Source organism: Phenylobacterium sp. (assembly GCF_016124325.1).
Classification (GTDB): Bacteria; Pseudomonadota; Alphaproteobacteria; order Caulobacterales; family Caulobacteraceae; genus Phenylobacterium.
This window is the reverse complement of sequence record NZ_WGNY01000046.1, coordinates 1-17,992: the sequence shown is the minus strand read 5'-3', so window position 1 is coordinate 17,992 and position 17,992 is coordinate 1. Positions and strand designations below refer to the sequence as shown.

Here is a 17,992-nt window from a genome sequence, read left to right as displayed (position 1 = left end):
GCGCTCCCCGCCCTACCCGTTGGACTCCATCAGCGCCGAATAGGCCAGCGTCCGCAGTTCCCGGCGGATCGGATAGGTGGACGACGGCAGGAGCTGGGTCATGAACACCGCCGTGACCTTCTCCAGCGGATCCACCCAGAACGCCGTCGAGGCCGCGCCGCCCCAGTAGAACTCGCCCGGCGAGCACGGGATCAGGGTCTGGGCGGGATCGAACACCACCGCGAAGCCCAGGCCGAAGCCCACCCCGGCGTTGGTGCTTTCCGAGAACAGCGAACGCGAGAGCTGGGTCAGGTCCTGGCCGCCGGGCAGGTGGTTCGACGCCATCAGCTTCAGCGTCTTGGGCGCCAGGATGCGCGCCCCGTCCAGCTCGCCGCCGTTCACCAGCATGGCGGCGAAGCGCATGTAGTCGGCGGCGGTGCTGACAAGGCCCCCACCGCCCGAAAGCAGAGCCGGCGGCTTCAGGTAGGGGCTCTTCTTCGGGTCGTCCTGCAGCTTCATCTTGCCGCCGGGGGCGGCGTTGTAGCAGGCGGCGAACCGGTCCTTCTGGTCGTCGCGGACGAAGAAGCCGGTGTCGGTCATCTTCAGCGGTTCGAAGATGCGTTCGGCGAACACCTGGTCCAGCGGCTTGCCGGCCACTTTCTGGACGAGATAGCCGACCACGTCGGTGGAGACCGAATAGTTCCAGGCCTCGCCCGGCGAGAACTCCAGCGGCAGCTTGGCCAGCTTGTGGATCATGGTCTCCAGGTCGTGTTCGCCGTGCATGTCCTCGAGCTTGAGCTTGCGGTAGGCGGCGTCGATGTTGGTGCGGCTCTGGAAGCCGTAGGTCAGCCCCGAGGTGTGGCGCAGCAGGTCGACGACCTGCATGGGGCGGCTGGTGGGCGTCGTCAGGAAGGCCGGTTCCAGCCCGGCCGAGAACACGCCCAGATCCTTCCACTCGGGAATGTGCCTGGCCACCGGATCATCCAGGGCGATCAGGCCCTCCTCCACCAGGGTCATCAGCGCCACCGAGGTGATCGGCTTGGTCATGGAATAGATGCGGTAGACCGTGTCCTCGGCGATGGGGACGCCGCGCTCCGGGTCCTGCTGGCCGAGCAGGGTCTGGTGGACCACCTCGCCGTCGCGGGCGAGCAGGAACTGGGCGCAGGGCAGGCGGCCGGGGCCGACGTACTTCTCCAGCAGGAAGCGGTCGATCCGCTCCAGCCGCGCCTTGGAGAAACCGTGCGATTTGGCCTTGCCCATGTCCGTCCCCGTTCGTGCGTTGTCCTCGCCCACGGTTTTGCCCTTGCCTTCCCCGCGGTCGCAAGCACGACGATGCGCGCCGGAGAAGGAGACCCCCATGTCCACGGTCAGCTTCGCGCGCGACGGCCGCACCGCCATCGTCACCATCGAACGCCCCGAGCGGCGCAACGCCGTGGATGCGGCGACCGCCCAGGCGCTCTATGACGCCTTCAAGGCCTTCGATGCCGACGAGGGCCTGGACGTGGCCGTTCTGACCGGGCGCGGAGGCCATTTCTGCGCCGGCGCCGACCTCAAGGCGATCAGCCAGGGCGGCGGCAATCCCGTGAAGGCGACGGGCGATTTCGGGCCGATGGGCTGCACGCGGCTGGCGCTGGGCAAGCCGGTGATCGCCGCCGTCGAGGGCCCGGCCGTCGCGGGCGGCCTCGAAGTCGCGTGCTGGGCCGACCTGCGGGTGGCGGCCGAGGGCGCGGTCTTTGGCGTTTTCTGTCGCCGGTTCGGCGTGCCGCTGATCGACCTGGGCACCGTGCGCCTGCCCCGCCTGATCGGGCATTCGCGCGCCATGGACCTGATCCTGACCGGCCGGCCGGTGGACGCCCGGGAGGCCTATGAGATCGGGCTCGCCAACCGGCTCGCGCCGAAGGGCCAGGCCTTGGACGCGGCGCTGGAGCTCGCCCGCCAGCTTTCGGCGTTCCCGCAGCTCTGCATGCGCAACGACCGCCTCTCGGCCCTGAAGCAGTGGTCGCTGGACTGGGACGAGGCCCAGGCTTTCGAGATCGAGGTGGGCATGGAGACGCTGAGGTCGGGCTCGTCACGCGAAGGCGCCAGCCGCTTCGCCGCCGGCCAGGGCCGCGGCGGGGCCTTCTAAGCGAGAAAGAGCGCGTCACGGCCGGGCATGGCCCAGCCGTCCACGACCCACGCGGCCGCGGGGATATCTCGAGCACGGGATCGTGGGCCCAGGCGCGCCGGAGCGGCTCAGGCGACGCAGGTCATAGGCTTGGGAGGCCTATTCGCAGAAGACCCGGACCTTGGTCCTTTCCTGGTCGACGTCGACGGTGAGCTCGCCGAGCTGTTCGATCAGGTCCTCCAGGTTCTCGGGCTTGATCTGATTGACGTCGAAGGTGACGCCTTCGCGCCGCAGAGCGGCGTTCACCTCCTCGCGCGCCTTGGGCGGAATGATGCTGGAAAGCCGCACGCCGGCGCGCAGCAGCTGCATGGGCACCCGGACGTTCACCTTCGTGGGGCCGCCGTCGCCCGGCTCGTCGGTGTCGACCACCACGCGCAGGTACTTGGGCTTGGGCCGGTTGGACGGATGGGCGCCGGGCTCGGGCGCGGTCGAGGCGGGCGCGGCGGAGCGATCCAGGGCTCCGAGCAGGCGCTCGGCCTCGTCGGCGTTGATCTTGCCGGCGGCGAGCATGTCGAGGATCGAGCGGCGATCGGCGTCCATGGGACGGCTCCTCAGAAGAGGTGGAGGCGGACGCGGGCGGCCGGGGTGTCGACCTCCACATGCGTGCCGCTGAGCGACAGAAGGGCCTCGCCGAGGATCACCACGGCCGAGGGGTCGGGGCGGTAGGGCCGCGGCAGCAGGAACAGCAGCGGGGTCAGCAGGATCGCGAACGGGGCGAGCAGGACGAAGATGATGCTGGTCGGCAGCCACAGGCTCACGCGGCGCGAGCGCTCGGCCGCGGCCGGCGTCTCGCCCCGCGCGCGTTTCGTGCGCAACGCGCGCTCGCGGATGGCGGCCAGGCTTCCGCGCCGGATGGGCGCGACCTGCGGGCTCATCGCTTGCCCTCCAGCTCGGCGATGGCGTCCTCCGCCGTGATCTCGCCGCGCTTGAGGCGCTCGAGGGTTTCGCTGCGGCTGGGCTTGGGATCGACCTCCACCAGCTCCAGCATGGCGGCGATACGGTTCAGGCGCGCCTTCACGGTCGGATAGGACACGCCGAACACCTGCTCCATCTCCTTGATGGAGCCGTGGCTGCGAACGAAAGCGGCTACGAACACCTGATCCTCCGCGGCGAGTTGAGCCAGTTTCGGCAGCTCGAAAGCCCCTTCGATGGCGACGCCGCGATCCTCCAGGCGCACGCGCTCGACCACGATGGGCCGGCCCTGGGTCAGCTCGGTGAGCGCGTGCCAATCCTGTTTCTTGGTCGTCGTCATGACTCGAATTTAAAAAACTCAATCTCTGAGTCAAGTTTTTTAATATCACCGCGACCGAGGCCTTGTGGAGTTGAAACCGCCGCCGCCGTCTGCGACACCCCCTGAGGCAGGAGGCGATCAGCGATGCGGACAAAGGCGATTCTTTTGGCGGCTGCGGCCGCGGGTCTCCTGGCGGCCGCGCCGGCGCCCCACGGCTATCTCGGCGACGATGCGCCCGACACGATCGCGATCCTGCCGCCCGCGCCCGAGGCCGGGACGACGCGCTATGAGGCCGACCGCACGGTCTATCTCGCCACCCGGCGCCTGGAGGGCTCCGACCGCTGGAAGATGGCGCAGGGCGACGTCGACTCGCGCGCCATCATGAAGGACCTGGCCTGCTCGCTGGGCGTGGAACTGACACCCCAGAACGCGCCGAAGACGTCGGCGATGATCTCCAAGCTGGCCTTCGACGTCGGCCGGGCGACCAACCGGCCCAAGGACTTCTACAAGCGCAAGCGGCCCTACCTGGTCGACGAGGGCCCGATCTGCGTGCCCAAGGACGCCGGCCTCGCGGCCAGCCCCGACTATCCCTCCGGCCACAACACCTGGGGCTGGACGATCGGCCTGGTCATGGCCGAGCTGGCGCCCGACCGGGCGACGCCCATCCTGGCCCGCGCCAGGGCGTTCGGCGAAAGCCGCCTCGTCTGCGGCGTGCACAACCTGTCGGCGGTCGAGGCCGGGCGGCTGAACGCCTCGATCGTGGTGGCCGCGCTGCACGGCCAGGAGGCGTTCCGCAAGGACATGGACGCCGCCCGCCTGGAGGTGGCCGCCGCCCGCAAGGCCGGCCCCGCGCCCGATCCCGCCGCCTGCGCGGCCGAGGCGGCGATCGTGGCCAAGAGCCCGTACTGAGGGACGATCAGATCCCCGCGTACCATTCGTAGCCGCGGTCGGGCCAGAAGCCGCCATTGCCGCGGCCGATCTGGTCGAAACGGTCCACGACCTCGATGCGCATGATGTACTTGGCCTGCTTGTAGCCGAGCTGGCGCTCGACCCGCAGCCGCACGGGCGCCCCGTGCGCCACGGGCAGGGTCGCGTCGTTCATCTCGTAGGCCAGGATGGTCTGCGGGTGGTAGGCGTCGATCAGGTCGATGCTCTCGTAGTACTTGCCGCCTTCCGGTCCTTCGCCCGCCCCGAGCCGGTCGGCGCAATGGAAGACCACGTAGCGGGCGTTCTCCTTCAGGCCTGCCCGGTCCAGCAGCGGCCCAAGGCGCGCGCCCTTCCACTTTCCGATGGCCGACCAGCCCTCGACGCAGTCGTGGCGGGTGATCTGGGTGCGTGACGGCTGGGCGCGCAGTTCGGCGAGGCTGAGCGACAGGGGTCGTTCCACCAGGCCGCCGATCTCCAGACGCCAGTTCGCGAAGTTTTCGGCCAGCAGGGCGACGTACTCCGGGTCCGCCGGCCGAATGGTGCCGTTCGGCTTGAACCAGGGCGACAGGTCGGCCGGCTTGAACTCGCGGGCGAGCGCCTTGCGGTCGGTCACCAGGCGCTGGGCGCGCCGCGTCAGGCCCTCGGCGGAGGCCAAGGTCTTCATGTAGGCGGGGCTTGCGGTCAGGCGGTCGCAGGCGGCGAGCCAGAGCGATCCCAGGCTTACGCCCGCGCCGGTGAGCCAGCGGCGGCGGTTGGCGGTCTTGGTCACGCCTCGTCTCCTTCGACTTCGATCGCGTAGCGGCCGGTGATCATCGAGCGGATGTTGTTCCAGAGGCCCGAGACCACCACCATGACGAGGTGCAGGACCACGAAGGCCACGATCAGGCTGGCCGATATGAAGTGGATCGAGCGGGCCGACTGGCGGCCGCCGAACAGGTCGAGCAGCTGCGGGACCGTGGCGTCGAAGCCCGGCGACATGGTGAGCCCGGTCAGCAGCATGAGCGGCAGCAGCACCAGGATCACCGCCAGATAGGCCAGCTTCTGCAGGGCGTTGTAGCGCCGCGCCTCCTCGCCCTTGGGGAACTTGAGCCGGGCGTGGGTGGCGATCTCGTGCAGCAGGTGGCGCGGCGAGAGCTGGTCGCGGGTGGGCCAGAGGTCCTTGCGGATGTGGCCGCCGATCAGGCCCCAGGCGAGGTAGACCAGACCGTTGATCACGAAGAACCAGGCGAAGAAGAAGTGCCAGCGCCGCCCGTCGGCCAGCGACCGGTAGCTGGGGATGGTGGCCCAGGCGGGAAAGCCGCGCTTCTCCTGCATGCCGGGCGCGCCCGACCAGCCGAACAGCCCGGTGGTGTCGAAGGTGAGCGGCCCCAGCGTGGTCACGCCGCGCGGCGTGTCGGCCACCTCCTTCATGGACATCGAGATCCAGGGCTGGTCGAAACTGGAGGCCGACCCCCAGTAGAGCGCCGGGTGCGCGTTGAAGATCTGCAGCCCGCTCATCAGGAGCATGCTGATCGCCAGCACGTTCAGCCAGTGCGTGATCCGGGTCAGCGCCGAATGTCGGCGCACCAGCACCTTCTCGGGGCGCCTCTTCTCAGCCATAGCCGTCCATCCCTCGCCTGCTGCGCCAGTCTGCCCCGCTCTAGAGCCCTCCCGTATCAAGTGGGACCACTTGAGCCGGACAAGAAGGCTCGATCTTCAAGAGTGTAGAGCCCGTCCGGGCGGGTGAACCGACATCCACTTCACCCTGACGGGCTCTAGTTCGTCGGCGAAGTACAAAGGTTACATCGTGACCATAACCTAAGCGCACGGGCCTTGCCGCCAGTCGCCCGGTCCCTAAGCTCCCCGGCGTCGAACGGGGAGCAGGGCGTGGCTGAGATCGAAGTCTGGCGGGGCGGCGTCGCGGCCTGGGAATGCGACGGCATGGGCCACCTGAACGTCGGCTTCTACGTCGCCAAGTCGATGGAGGCCCTGGCCGGGCTGGCGGCCGAACTGGGCATGGCCCAGGCGTTCGCGCCGTCGTCCGAGGCCACCCTGATCGTGCGCGAGCAGCACATCCGCTTCCTGCGCGAGGCGCGGCCAGGCGCGCCGCTCGCCATCGGCGCGGGCGTGCTCGACATGTCGGAGACCGACGCCCGCCTGCTGTTTCTCATGCGCCATCCCGACGGCGAGCTGGCGGCGAGTTTCCAGACCGTGGTCGCCCACGCCACGGCCGGCGAAGGGCGCGCCTTCGCCTGGCCCGAGCGCATGCGCGAACGCGCGAAGGCGCTGGCCGCCGAAGTCCCCGAGCGCGCCGCGCCGCGCTCCATCGGGCTGGAGCCCGTCGAGACCCAGGCGAGTCTGGCGCGCGCCGAGGCGCTGGGCCTCGTCCGCACCGGCCTGGGCGTGGTGGACGCCGCCCAGTGCGACGCCTTCGGGCGCATGCGCACCGAGGGGTTCATGCAGCGCCTTTCCGAAGCGGTCCCGCACGTCTTCGCCAAGGGCCGGCCCGGCGCGGCCGCCGCCAAGCAGCCGGGCGGCGCGGCGCTGGAGTACCGGCTGGTCCACCATGCCTGGCCGCGGGCGGGCGACCGGGTCGAGCTGCGCTCGGGAACCGCCGGCGCCGACGCCCGCATCCGCCGGCTCGTACACTGGATGCTCGATCCCGACACCGGCCGCCCCTGGGCCAGCGCCGAGGCCATCGCCGTCTCGTTCGACCTGGAGACCCGCAAGATCATCACGCTTGGCGACGACGACGCGGCCCGGGCGCGGGCCGAGGTGGTGGAAGGGCTCACGCTCTAGTTCTAGGCGGCCGCCTCGCGGTCGAGCAGCGCCTGCTTGCGCTCGACGCCCCAGGCGTAGCCCGAGAGCGCGCCGTCGTTGCGCACGACGCGGTGGCAGGGGATCGCCACGGCCAGCTTGTTGGCGGCGCAGGCCTGGGCCACGGCGCGCACGGCCTTGGGCCGGCCGATCCGGCGGGCGACCTCGGCGTAGCTGACCGTCTCGCCGGCCTGCAACTGGCGCAGCGCCTTCCAGACCCGCTGCTGGAACGCCGTGCCGCGGATGTCGAGCGGCAGGTCGGCGCCCAGTCCGGGATGCTCGACGAGGCCGACCACCTGGGCGACCAGGGCCTCGAACCCGGCGTCGGCCCCCAGCAGTTCGGCCCGGGGGAAGCGGTCCTGCAGGTCGCGGACCAGGGCGTCGGGATCGTCGCCCAGCAGGATGGCGCAGACGCCCTTCTTCGTGGCGGCCACGAGGATCGCCCCCAACGAGGTCTGGCCCACGGCGAAGCGGATGGCCGCCCGCTCGCCGCCCTTGCGATAGTGGGTGGGCGTCATGCCCAGCACCCCGCCGGCCTGCGTGTAGAAGCGGCCGCCGGAGTTGAAGCCGGCGTCGTAGATGGCCTGGGTGACCGTGCCCGGGCCAGCCAGCTCCTCGCGCACGCGGCGGCCCCGGTGGGCGTCGGCGTAGGCCTTGGGCGTGACGCCGGTCACCGCCTTGAACACCCGATGGAAGTGGAAGCGGCTGAGGCCCGAGGCGTCGGCCAGATCGTCGAGGCTGGGCGGCGTCTCGGCCGCCTCGATGGCGCGGCAGGCGGCGGCCACGATCGCGGCGTGGCGCTCGTCCTGCGAGGCGCCGGTGGGGCGGCAGCGCTGGCAGGGACGGAACCCGGCGGCCTCGGCGGCCTCGGCGGTCTCGTAGAAGGCCACGTTCTCGCGCTTGGGCGGGCGCGAGGGGCACGAGGGGCGGCAGAAGATCCCGGTGGTGCGCACGGCGTAGACGAACCGGCCGTCGGCGGCGCGGTCCTTGGCGGCGACGGCGATCCAGCGGACCTCGTCGGCGGGCGTGTGGGTCAGCATGGCGATGCTCCTTGGCGAAGGCTGACCCTCGGCCTAGCGCGCGCGCCGATCCCGAAAACTCCGGCGCTTGCTGTCGAATTCAATATGGGGCGGAGGCGCGGAATCCACGGGAGAAAATTCGACAGCAAGGGGCGGAGTTTCAGGCGTCGGGCAAGGCGCCAGACCCGGGGCCGTCGCCTGCGGGCGGCGGCCGTTTCGCCTATGGGGCGGCGGAAACCAGGATCTCGCGCTTGCCGGCGTGGTTGGCGGGCCCGACGACGCCCTCCTGCTCCATCCGCTCGATGAGCGAGGCGGCGCGGTTGTAGCCGATCTGCAGGCGGCGCTGGATGTAGCTGGTGGACGCCTTGCCGTCGCGCGTGACGACCGCGACGGCGCGGTCGTAGAGATCGTTGCTCTCCTCGCCGCCGAGGCCGAGGTCGCCGGCTTCGCCGTCCTCGTCGCCGCCCGCGGTGACCTCGTCCAGATAGGAAGGCACGCCCTGGTCGCGCAGGAACTTGGCCACCGCCTCGACCTCGCCGTCCGACACGAACGGGCCGTGCAGGCGGGTGATGCGCCCGCCGCCGGCCATGTAGAGCATGTCGCCCTGGCCCAGGAGTTGCTCGGCGCCCTGCTCGCCCAGGATGGTGCGGCTGTCGATCTTGGAGGTGACCTGGAAGCTGATCCGGGTCGGGAAGTTGGCCTTGATGGTGCCGGTGATCACGTCGACCGACGGGCGCTGGGTGGCCATGATCAGGTGGATGCCGGCGGCGCGCGCCATCTGGGCCAGGCGTTGCACGGCGCCTTCGATGTCCTTGCCGGCGACCATCATCAGGTCGGCGACCTCATCGATGATGACGACGAGATAGGGCATGGGCTCGGGCCGGATCTTCTCGCTCTCGAAGATCGGGCGGCCGGCGTCGTCGAAGCCGGTCTGGACCGTCCGCTCGAAATGCTCACCCTTGGCGGCGGCCTCGCGGGCGCGCTCGTTGTAGGAGGCGATGTTGCGCACGCCGATCTTCGACATGCGGCGGTAGCGGTCCTCCATCTCGCGCACGGTCCACTTCAGCGCGACGATGGCCTTCTTCGGATCGGTGACGACGGGCGCCAGCAGGTGCGGGATGCCGTCGTAGACCGACAGCTCCAGCATCTTGGGGTCGATCATGATCAGCCGGCACTGGTCGGGCGGCAGCCGGTACAGGATCGACAGGATCATGGCGTTGACGCCCACCGACTTGCCCGAGCCGGTGGTGCCTGCGATCAGCAGGTGGGGCATCTTGGCCAGGTCGGCGATGTAGGATTCGCCGCCGATCGTCTCGCCGAGGGCCACGGGCAGCACCTGGCCGCCCCGCTCGTATTCCGGCGCGGCCAGCAGGTCGCGCAGATAGACCGTCTCGCGCCGCTGGTTGGGCAGCTCGATGCCGATGGCGTTGCGGCCCGGCACCACCGAGACGCGGGCCGAGGCGACGCTCATGGAGCGCGCGATATCGTCGGCGAGCGCCACCACCCGCGCCGACTTCACGCCGGCGGCCGGAACCAGTTCGTAGAGCGTCACCACCGGACCCGGGCGGATCTGGTCCACCTGGCCCCGCACGCCGAACTCGGCGAGCACGCTCTCCAGGAGCTGGGCGTTCTGGCGCAGGGCGCCTTCGTCGAACTGGGCCGCGCGCGGCTTGGCCTTGGCCAGCATGGAGAGCTCGGGAAGCTGGAAGCCGCCGTCCTGCGCGAAGGCGAAGGTGGCCTGAGCCTCCTTCTGCTCGCGCACGCTCTCCTTGGGCGCGGCCTTGGGCGCCTTCACCTTCAGCGTCGGCCCGTCCGACACGGCGGGCTCGGGCGCCGCGTCGGGGGCCTCGCCAGGCGTCACGCTCTCCAGAACAGGTTTGCGCGCCACGCGCGCCGGCCGCTCGGGCGGCTTGGCGGCCTTCAGGCCCGGTTTGGGGGCCAGGGCGGCGGCCAGGCGGCCCACGTCGACCCGCGAGAGGCCGAGGCCGTAGCCGAGCGCCACCACGCCCGCCACGGCCAGCACCGCGCAGGCGATCGGCGCGCCCATCGGCAGGCGCGCGTATTCGATGAGGCCGGCGAAGCCGTCCAGCAGGGCGTCGCCCCAGAAGCCGCCGAGGCCCTTGGCCAGCGGCCATGCCGCAGGCGTCGGGGCCAGCGCCAGGGCGCCGGCGAGCCCCGCCACCCCCAGGCCGCCCAGCGCCGCGCGCAGCCGCAGGCGAAGCCGGCTCGAATCGGGATCCGGATCGGCGACCCGCGACAGCCCCAGGGTGACCATCAGGAGCGCGGCCAGGCCGGCGGCCGCGCCCAGCGACTGGACGCCGATGTCGGCCAGCACCGCGCCCGACCCGCCCAGCGCGTTCGTTGGCGCATGGCCGCTGGCGGCGTTGAGGCTCGGGTCGGCGGCGTCGTAGGTGGCGAAGGCGGCGGCCAGCGCCACGCCGAAGGCCGCGGTGATTCCGCCGCGCAGGCGCGCTGTCGCCGGGTGCGTCCAGGCGAGCTTCGCGATGTGGAGCATCAGCTCCCCGCCGGTCCTTCGCGCCGCCCGCGCCATCCCCAAATCGCCTCCAGAAGCAGGATTCCGCCCTGTTTGCGGCACGGACCGTTAATCGCGCGTTTACCGTGATCGCCGCCCCGCGCGGCGGGCCTTCCGCGACGCTGGCGAGCAGACTAGGGTCGCGGCCCATGAACTGGTCGATGCCGCGTCCGATTCTGCAGATCGTCGCCCTGGCGCTGGGCGGCGCATGCCTGGCGTCGTTCGCCGTGGGCGTGGTGACGGCCCAGCCGCCGGCGCGCCTGCCGGGCGAGAAGGCGTCGGCTTCGGGCGCGGCGACGCCGGTGATCGAAGCCCAGGAGGCCCAGCCCCTGGTTGAGGAGCGGATCGAGGGTCCGCCCGCCCCGCCGCCGCTCACCGAGGAAGAGCGCGAACGGATCGAGGCCGAGAAGGCGGCGAAGGAGGAAGCGGCGCGCGCCAAGGCCGAGGCCGAGCAGGCCGCGACGGCTGGCGGCGCCCAGCCCCCAACGGAGAAGGCCGCGGAGCCCGCCGAAAAGGCCCAGCCCAAGGCGCCGACGCCCAAGCCTGCGCCGAGGATCGAGGAACCGCCGTTCTAGGGCCCCTCAGGGTGAAATCGACGCCGGCTCACCCGCCCGGACGGGCTGCGGGAAGGCTCTGGGCCTATTCGACCCCGTGGGCCTTGAAGAAGGCCAGCATCGTCGCCCAGCCGTCGGCCGCCGCGGCCGGGTCGTAGCTCTGGCGATAGTCGGCCAGGAACCCGTGCTGGGCGTCGGGGTAGACGACGATCTCGCTGTCGGTCTTGCCAGCGGCTTTGAGCGCCGCGCGCATCGCCTCGATATCCTCTGCGGGAATGCCCCTGTCCTTGCCGCCGTAGAGGCCAAGCACGGGCGCATGCAGGTCGGCCGCCAGCTCGATCGGCGGCGTCTGCGGGTAGGGATTGGGCTTCAGCGGCCCGTACCAGGCGACGCCGGCCCTGAACTCGGCGAAGCGCTCGACCGCCAGCCACGTCTTGCCGCCGCCCCAGCAGAAGCCGGTCACGCCCATGCGGCCCGTGTCGGCCCACGGCTGGGCCTTCAGGAACTTGAGCGCGGCGGCGGTGTCGGAGGTGACCTGGGCGTCGGACGCCTGGCCCACGATCTTCATGATCGCCGGGAAGTCGGTGAGCGTCGACGGATCGCCCGCGCGGACGAAGAAGTCGGGCGCGAGCGCCACGTAGCCCGCCTTGGCCAGGCGGCGGCAGATGTCCTTCACCCACTCGTGGACGCCGAAGATCTCGCTGTAGACGAAGACGACGGGGGAGCGGCCTTCCGTCGCAGGCCGGGCGAGGTAGCCGGGGATCGCCCGGTCGGCGGCGGCGATCTCCACCGTGGCGGTCACGAGACCCGTTTCGTCGGTATGGATCGGCTCGGCCTCCGCGGAGAACGCGGCGACCGCGTAGCCGCCGGCCAGCGCCAGCGCGATCGAGCGCCTCGTGAGATCGAGATCCCCCGCCCAGTTGCCCTCGGGACGCGTGAGTGTGACCATGTCCGCCTCGAAGCCGCGGTGGGACGCGGCGATTGAACCCGGCGCGATCCTGCGCGGGGCCAGGCGACGAGTCCAGACGGGCCGCCAGGGCGCGATATCCATGCAAAGTTTAGGGACATTCGCCCTTGCAGGGTCCCCGTTGTTCCCCATATCGCAGTCGACGCCGGGTTCCGTTTAGGGAAAGCGGAGGCGGTGGAGCACTTATTCGAACCGGGGCCGTCGCTTTTCCTCGGGCGCTTCATTAGAAGGCCCACCCGCGACGTCCGCCAACAAGGAGCGAGCAAGACCTAGGCTATGAGCAAGATTATCGGCATCGACCTCGGCACGACCAACTCGTGTGTGGCCATCATGGACGGGAAGGCCCCGAAAGTGATCGAGAACGCCGAAGGCGCGCGGACGACCCCTTCGGTGGTGGCCTTCATGGACGACGGCGAGCGCCTCGTCGGTCAGCCCGCCAAACGCCAGGCGGTGACCAACCCCGCCAACACCCTCTTCGCGATCAAGCGCCTGATCGGCCGCAACTTCTCCGACCCGATGGTCGAGAAGGACAAGGGCATGGTGCCCTATGAGATCGTGAAGGGTCCGAACGGCGACGCGTGGGTGAAGGCCCACGACAAGGACTATTCACCCCAGCAGGTCTCGGCCTTCATCCTGCAGAAGATGAAGGAAGCCGCTGAGCAGCACCTCGGCGAGAAGGTCGAGAAGGCGGTCATCACCGTCCCGGCCTATTTCAACGACGCCCAGCGTCAGGCGACCAAGGACGCCGGCAAGATCGCCGGCCTCGAGGTCCTGCGGATCATCAACGAACCCACCGCTGCGGCGCTGGCCTACGGCCTCGAGAAGAACGACGGCAAGAAGATCGCCGTCTACGACCTGGGCGGCGGCACCTTCGACGTCTCCATCCTCGAGATCGGGGACGGCGTGTTCGAGGTGAAGTCGACCAACGGCGACACCTTCCTGGGCGGCGAGGACTTCGACCTGCGCCTCGTCGACTACCTGGCCGACGAGTTCAAGAAGGAGCAGGGCGTCGACCTGCGGAAGGACAAGCTGGCCCTCCAGCGCCTCAAGGAAGAGGCCGAGAAGGCCAAGAAGGAGCTCTCCAGCGTCACCCAGTACGAGGTGAACCTGCCCTTCATCTCGATGAACGCGTCGGGCCCGCTGCACCTGAACATCAAGCTGTCGCGCGCCAAGCTGGAGGCCCTGGTCGAGGACCTGATCCAGAAGACCATCGGCCCGTGCGAGAACGCCCTGAAGGACGCGGGCCTCAAGAAGTCCGACATCGACGAGGTGATCCTGGTCGGCGGCATGACCCGCATGCCCAAGGTCGTCGAGACCGTGAAGGAGTTCTTCGGGCGCGAACCGCACAAGGGCGTGAACCCGGACGAGGTCGTGGCGCTGGGCGCCGCGGTCCAGGCCGGGGTGCTGCAGGGCGACGTCAAGGACGTGCTGCTGCTGGACGTCACCCCGCTGACCCTGGGCATCGAGACCCTGGGCGGCGTGTTCACCCCGCTGATCGAGCGCAACACGACGATCCCGACCAAGCGGTCGCAGACCTTCTCGACCGCCGACGACAACCAGTCGGCCGTGACGATCCGGGTCTTCCAGGGCGAACGTCCGATGGCGGCCGACAACAAGATGCTGGGCCAGTTCGACCTGGTCGGCATCCCGCCGGCGCCGCGCGGCGTGCCGCAGGTCGAGGTCACCTTCGACATCGACGCCAACGGCATCGTCAACGTGTCGGCTCGCGACAAGGCGACCAGCAAGGAGCAGTCGATCCGCATCCAGGCCAACGGCGGCCTCTCGGACTCGGACATCGACGCCATGGTCAAGGACGCCGAGAGCCACAAGGCCGACGACGAGAAGCGCAAGGCGGCCGTCGAGGCCAAGAACCAGGCCGACGCGGTCATCCACTCGACCGAGAAGGCGCTGGCCGAGCACGGCGACAAGGTGAGCGAAGCCGAGCGCGGCGCGATCCAGACGGCCCTCGACGACCTGAAGGGCTCGCTTGAGGGCGGCGACGCCGAAGCGATCTCGGCCAAGACCCAGACGCTGATCCAGGCGTCCATGAAGCTGGGCGAGGCCATGTACAAGGCCCAGCAGGGCGAGGCGGGCGAAGGCGCCGCCGAAGCTCCTGGCGGCTCTTCGGACGACGTGGTCGACGCGGAGTTCGAGGAAGTCGACGGCGACGAGAAGAAGTCGGCGTGACGAGGCGTCCCATGGCCCCCCAACGCCAACAGTGCGATGAAGGGGACCATGGGGACGTCGCCGCCGTCTTCGCGGTAACCGGTTCCCCCGCCCGCGCGGCCACGAGCCTTGCAGCCGGGCGGGGGGCCGCTCACCTTTCATTCCACCAGATTCTGAGCACCTGACGTTTTCATGCGGGACTATTACGAGATCCTGGGCGTGAACCGCGGTTGCGACGAGGCCGCGCTCAAAGCGGCCTTCCGCAAGCTCGCCATGGAACATCACCCCGACCGCAACGGCGGCTGCGAGGAAGCCGCCGGCCGGTTCAAGGAAGTCAACGAGGCCTATTCGGTCCTGTCCGACCCGCAGAAGCGGGCGGCCTACGACCGCTTCGGCCACGCCGGCGTCAACGGCCAGGGCGGCATGGGCGGAGGCGCCCAGTTCCACGACGTCCACGACATCTTCAACGAGGTGTTCGGCGATGTCTTCGGCGACATGTTCGGCGGCCGTGGCCAGCGCCAGCGCAGCGGGCCGGCGCGCGGCGCCGACCTGCGCTACGACCTGGAGATCACCCTGGAGCAGGCCTACGCCGGCGCCGAGGTCGAGGTCGAGGCGCCCGCGACGCTGAGCTGCGAGGCCTGCGAAGGCACCGGCGCCAAGCCCGGCACCAGCCCCACCACCTGCACGACCTGCCAGGGCGCCGGCCGCGTCCGCGCCAGCCAGGGCTTCTTCTCCATCGAGCGCACCTGCCCCCGCTGCGGCGGCTCGGGCCAGATGGTCATGGACCCCTGCCTCGAATGCCACGGCCACGGACTGGTTCGGAAGCATCGCAAGCTGGCCGTACGCATCCCGCCGGGCGTGGACGACGGCGCGCGCATCCGCCTCGCCGGCGAAGGCGACGCGGGCCTGCGCAGCGGTCCGCGCGGCGATCTCTACATCTTCGTCTCGGTGCGGCCGCACGACCTGTTCGAGCGCGACGGCCTGGACCTGCTCTGCACCGTGCCGGTGCCCATGTGCGTCGCGGCCCTGGGCGGCGAGATCGAGGCCCCCTGCCTGCTGGGCGGCGACAACTGCGACGGCAATTGCAAGATCACCGTCCAGGTGCCCGAAGGCGCCCAGACCGGCCGCACCGTGCGCGTGAAGGGACGCGGCATGCCCTCGCTCCGCTCGCGCCAGCGCGGCGATCTGGTGGTGGAGCTGTTCGTGGAAACGCCCACCGGGCTCACCGCCCGCCAGAAGGAACTGCTGCGCGAACTGGCCGAGACCTGCGGCGAGCAGCAGCACCCCAAGGCCGCCGGCTTCACCGGCAAGGCCAAGCGGTTCTGGGAGAACGTGACCGGCCAGGCCTAGGATCGGTCCCGGCTCGGCGGCCTGCTATCGCAGGCCTGGGCCGGGGTGACAGGTCATTTTGACTTCGGCCGGAACGCCACCAGCACATTGCCGGCCTGCTGGCCGAAGCTGCCGTAGCCCGAGCTGACGAAGACCATGCCGTCGCCGGCGAAGGGCCCGGCGGCGTCGATCGAGCCGCCCGCGCCCTTGATGCCGTTCCGCGGCGCATAGGTCATGGCCGTGTCGTGCGTGGCGAGCAGCTTGCCGCTCTTGGCGTCGAACACATAGAGCCGCCCGTCCAACCCGCCGGCGATCACCGCGCCATCCACGACCAGCGGCGGCGCCGAGAGGCCGAAGCGAACGCCGCAGGTGGGAACGCGGGCCTTGCGGTCGCCCTCGCAGTCAGGCGTGGCCTTCCACGACCAGGCGACCTTGCCGCTGGCGATGTCGATGGCGTAGAGGCCCGCGGCGTTGTCGGCCGGCGGCACGCCGGGATCGGCGATCGGTGCGAACAGCCGCACGCCGTCGGTGGCGACGCCCCAATGCACCCCGCCCAGCGGCGTGCCCTTGCCGAACTGGTGATGCCAGACCGGCTTGCCCGTCCTGGCGTCGAGCGCCCAGACGTCGCCCGACTTCTGCCCACCGAGGATCAGGGTCCGGCCCTTCCCGCGCCAGATCACCGGGCCGCCGCCGAAGTCGTGGTCGCGCAGCACGCTGCCTTCATCGGCGAAGAAGCAGTTGGGGCCCGGCTTGCGGCCGCCGGTGGGCGAGCCCACCGGGCACGACATGTTCCACACGTCGTTGGCGAGCGCCTGGAACACCCACTTCTCCTTGCCCGTGGCGAGGTCGACCGCGACCAGGGAATCGCTGGTGTTCGTGGCCGGGGGCGAGGTGTTCTCGCCTGTGGCGGTGTAGGCGACGCCTGCCTTCAGATCGACCGAGGGGCTCGACCAGATCGGCGCGCCGGAGGGGCCGTACATCTCAACCCCTTGCGAGTTCTTCCGCCCGAGCGGCGTTGCGTCGGCCATGGTGTGCCAGGTCCACAGCACCTTGCCGTTCGCCGCGTCCACCGCCGCCAGCGCGCCATGCGCCTTGCAGCACTCGAAGGTCGGGCGCATGGCGTTGCCGACGTCGATGGCCGAGATCGGGACCACGATCCGGTCGCCCGCGAAGATCGGCGTGCCCGACAGCGGCACGGTCTTGTCGTGGCGCGGGTCGGCGCGCCAGGCGACCGCGCCCGTCTTCGCGTCGAAGGCGGTGAGCTGGCCGGCCATGTCGCCGCCGACGAGCCCCATCGGCCCGTTCGGGCCCAGGCGACCGTAGGCCAGGCTGGCGCGCAGCTGGGACGGCGTCTTGACCGCCCATTTCACGCAGCCGCTTCGGGTGTCCAGCGCCAGCAGATAGCCTGCCTGGCCCGCCGGATAGAACAGGGTAGAGCCCACCACCACGCCCTGGCCGCGCAGGCCCGAGGTGCGCGGGAAGGCGAAGGTCCAGGCCACTTCCAGATCGGCCGCCGCCTTGCCGGTCAGGCCGGCCTGGGCGGCGCTCATGCGGCGGGAATTGTCGGTGTCGACGCCGTAGCCCGCCTGGGCGGCCTTGCCCGACAGGTCGACCTCGCGCTGGCCGGCCGGGCACATGGCCTGGTCGATCCACTCGGTCCCGGCCGGTCCCTCGGGCGCGGCGAGATAGGCGACGAGGTCGCGGAGCTGGCGGCGATCGAGGCCGTCGCCGATGGGCTTCATCACGCCCGTGGTGAGCGCCGTGGAGATCGTCTCGGCGCTCATCTTGCGCAGAGCCGCCACAGGCGGCGTCCGGCTGCCGGCCTCCGGCGCGTTGTGGCAGGCGGCGCAGTGCTGATCGTAGACCAGCTTTCCGGGCGGCGGCGCCTCGTCGGTGGCCTGGGCCTCGGCCCGCATCCCTGCGCCGGCCAGCCCGGCGCCGACGATCGCGGCCGCCCCGGCCAGGGCGGCGAAACCACCGAACCGCTTCCAGACGCCCATGCTTCCCCCTGCTCCGATCATACCGGGCCTTCGACGGCCCGCGTTGCGGCGGAAGCTAGCTCCAGCGCGCTCCCGCACGATTGCCCGCCTGAAATCCGCGCCCGAGGTTTGCGGCGACGCGCCCTTTCGGCTAGAGACACGCTCCGCTCGGCCCGCACCCGTAGCTCAGCTGGATAGAGCGTTGCCCTCCGAAGGCAAAGGTCACACGTTCGAATCGTGTCGGGTGCGCCAGGCTGATCCCTCCCCTCGCTAGGTCCGTGCGCGTCCGCCCACTGGTCGGGCGCTCGGAAGCGCGCTACCACCTGCGCCCGATGGGGAGCGGCGCAC

16 protein-coding genes and 1 tRNA gene are annotated in these 17,992 nt (G+C 70.6%); 7 read left to right on the top strand and 10 right to left on the bottom strand.

Annotated elements, in window-relative coordinates:
• Window positions 1–12 precede the first annotated feature (12 nt).
• Window positions 13–1,239, bottom strand: coding sequence for a serine hydrolase domain-containing protein (locus GC203_RS22080; protein WP_293458931.1), 1,227 nt, complete (start codon window positions 1,237–1,239; stop codon window positions 13–15).
• Between the two features lie 97 nt (window positions 1,240–1,336).
• Between GC203_RS22080 and GC203_RS22075 the strand changes: the two genes are divergently transcribed.
• Complete coding sequence (locus GC203_RS22075; RefSeq protein WP_293458930.1) at window positions 1,337–2,104, top strand: crotonase/enoyl-CoA hydratase family protein; 768 nt, start codon at window positions 1,337–1,339, stop codon at window positions 2,102–2,104.
• Window positions 2,105–2,242: 138 nt separating this feature from the next.
• On the opposite strand, the gene GC203_RS22070 is transcribed toward GC203_RS22075, so the two are convergent.
• From GC203_RS22070 to GC203_RS22060, 3 genes are read right to left on the bottom strand one after another with little or no spacing between them, the layout of a single operon-like run.
• Window positions 2,243–2,683, bottom strand: a complete 441-nt coding sequence (locus tag GC203_RS22070) for a hypothetical protein (protein ID WP_293458929.1) — start codon at window positions 2,681–2,683, stop codon at window positions 2,243–2,245.
• Window positions 2,684–2,694: 11 nt separating this feature from the next.
• Complete coding sequence (locus GC203_RS22065) at window positions 2,695–3,018, bottom strand: hypothetical protein (protein ID WP_293458927.1); 324 nt, start codon at window positions 3,016–3,018, stop codon at window positions 2,695–2,697.
• Window positions 3,015–3,395 carry a DUF2089 domain-containing protein gene (locus tag GC203_RS22060; protein ID WP_293458925.1) on the bottom strand — a complete coding sequence of 127 codons (381 nt, stop codon included), beginning with the start codon at window positions 3,393–3,395 and terminating at the stop codon, window positions 3,015–3,017. The genes GC203_RS22065 and GC203_RS22060 overlap by 4 nt, the downstream gene beginning before the upstream one ends.
• A gap of 123 nt (window positions 3,396–3,518) precedes the next feature.
• Here GC203_RS22060 and GC203_RS22055 point away from each other — a divergent pair, with 123 nt between their 5' ends.
• Window positions 3,519–4,283: a phosphatase PAP2 family protein gene (locus GC203_RS22055; RefSeq protein ID WP_293458923.1), complete on the top strand. Its 765-nt coding sequence runs from the start codon at window positions 3,519–3,521 to the stop codon at window positions 4,281–4,283.
• 7 nt (window positions 4,284–4,290) lie between these two features.
• Here GC203_RS22055 and GC203_RS22050 read toward each other — a convergent pair whose 3' ends face one another.
• Both GC203_RS22050 and GC203_RS22045 read right to left on the bottom strand, forming a co-directional pair.
• Window positions 4,291–5,070 (bottom strand): molybdopterin-binding protein, encoded by a 780-nt coding sequence (locus tag GC203_RS22050; RefSeq protein WP_293458921.1) that lies wholly within the window; start codon window positions 5,068–5,070, stop codon window positions 4,291–4,293.
• The gene (locus tag GC203_RS22045) at window positions 5,067–5,900 is read right to left on the bottom strand and encodes a cytochrome b/b6 domain-containing protein (RefSeq protein ID WP_293458919.1); all 834 of its coding nucleotides are present in this window, start codon (window positions 5,898–5,900) and stop codon (window positions 5,067–5,069) included. Before GC203_RS22045 ends, GC203_RS22050 begins: the two co-directional genes overlap by 4 nt.
• Before the next feature lie 267 nt (window positions 5,901–6,167).
• Here GC203_RS22045 and GC203_RS22040 point away from each other — a divergent pair, with 267 nt between their 5' ends.
• Window positions 6,168–7,079 carry a thioesterase family protein gene (locus GC203_RS22040; RefSeq protein ID WP_293458917.1) on the top strand — a complete coding sequence of 304 codons (912 nt, stop codon included), beginning with the start codon at window positions 6,168–6,170 and terminating at the stop codon, window positions 7,077–7,079.
• A gap of 2 nt (window positions 7,080–7,081) precedes the next feature.
• Here GC203_RS22040 and ada read toward each other — a convergent pair whose 3' ends face one another.
• Together ada and GC203_RS22030 are read right to left on the bottom strand one after the other, a co-directional pair.
• Window positions 7,082–8,137, bottom strand: a complete 1,056-nt coding sequence (ada, locus tag GC203_RS22035) for a bifunctional DNA-binding transcriptional regulator/O6-methylguanine-DNA methyltransferase Ada (RefSeq protein ID WP_293458916.1) — start codon at window positions 8,135–8,137, stop codon at window positions 7,082–7,084.
• Window positions 8,138–8,336: 199 nt separating this feature from the next.
• Window positions 8,337–10,667, bottom strand: coding sequence for a DNA translocase FtsK (locus GC203_RS22030; protein ID WP_293458915.1), 2,331 nt, complete (start codon window positions 10,665–10,667; stop codon window positions 8,337–8,339).
• Between the two features lie 143 nt (window positions 10,668–10,810).
• Here GC203_RS22030 and GC203_RS22025 point away from each other — a divergent pair, with 143 nt between their 5' ends.
• Window positions 10,811–11,224 (top strand): hypothetical protein, encoded by a 414-nt coding sequence (locus GC203_RS22025; protein ID WP_293458913.1) that lies wholly within the window; start codon window positions 10,811–10,813, stop codon window positions 11,222–11,224.
• A 64-nt stretch (window positions 11,225–11,288) separates the two neighbouring features.
• Here GC203_RS22025 and GC203_RS22020 read toward each other — a convergent pair whose 3' ends face one another.
• Complete coding sequence (locus GC203_RS22020) at window positions 11,289–12,152, bottom strand: dienelactone hydrolase family protein (RefSeq protein WP_293458912.1); 864 nt, start codon at window positions 12,150–12,152, stop codon at window positions 11,289–11,291.
• A 294-nt stretch (window positions 12,153–12,446) separates the two neighbouring features.
• On the opposite strand from GC203_RS22020, the gene dnaK reads away from it, so the two are divergent.
• Both dnaK and dnaJ read left to right on the top strand, forming a co-directional pair.
• Entirely contained in the window at window positions 12,447–14,357 is a 1,911-nt protein-coding gene (gene dnaK / locus GC203_RS22015) for a molecular chaperone DnaK (RefSeq protein ID WP_293458910.1), read from the top strand.
• A gap of 171 nt (window positions 14,358–14,528) precedes the next feature.
• Window positions 14,529–15,686: a molecular chaperone DnaJ gene (gene dnaJ / locus GC203_RS22010; RefSeq protein WP_293458908.1), complete on the top strand. Its 1,158-nt coding sequence runs from the start codon at window positions 14,529–14,531 to the stop codon at window positions 15,684–15,686.
• 53 nt (window positions 15,687–15,739) lie between these two features.
• Here dnaJ and GC203_RS22005 read toward each other — a convergent pair whose 3' ends face one another.
• A complete protein-coding gene (locus GC203_RS22005) occupies window positions 15,740–17,665 on the bottom strand; it encodes a PQQ-binding-like beta-propeller repeat protein (protein ID WP_293458906.1) in 1,926 nt (641 codons plus the stop codon).
• A gap of 154 nt (window positions 17,666–17,819) precedes the next feature.
• On the opposite strand from GC203_RS22005, the gene GC203_RS22000 reads away from it, so the two are divergent.
• Window positions 17,820–17,896: transfer RNA gene (locus GC203_RS22000), tRNA-Arg, on the top strand.
• Window positions 17,897–17,992: the final 96 nt, after the last annotated feature.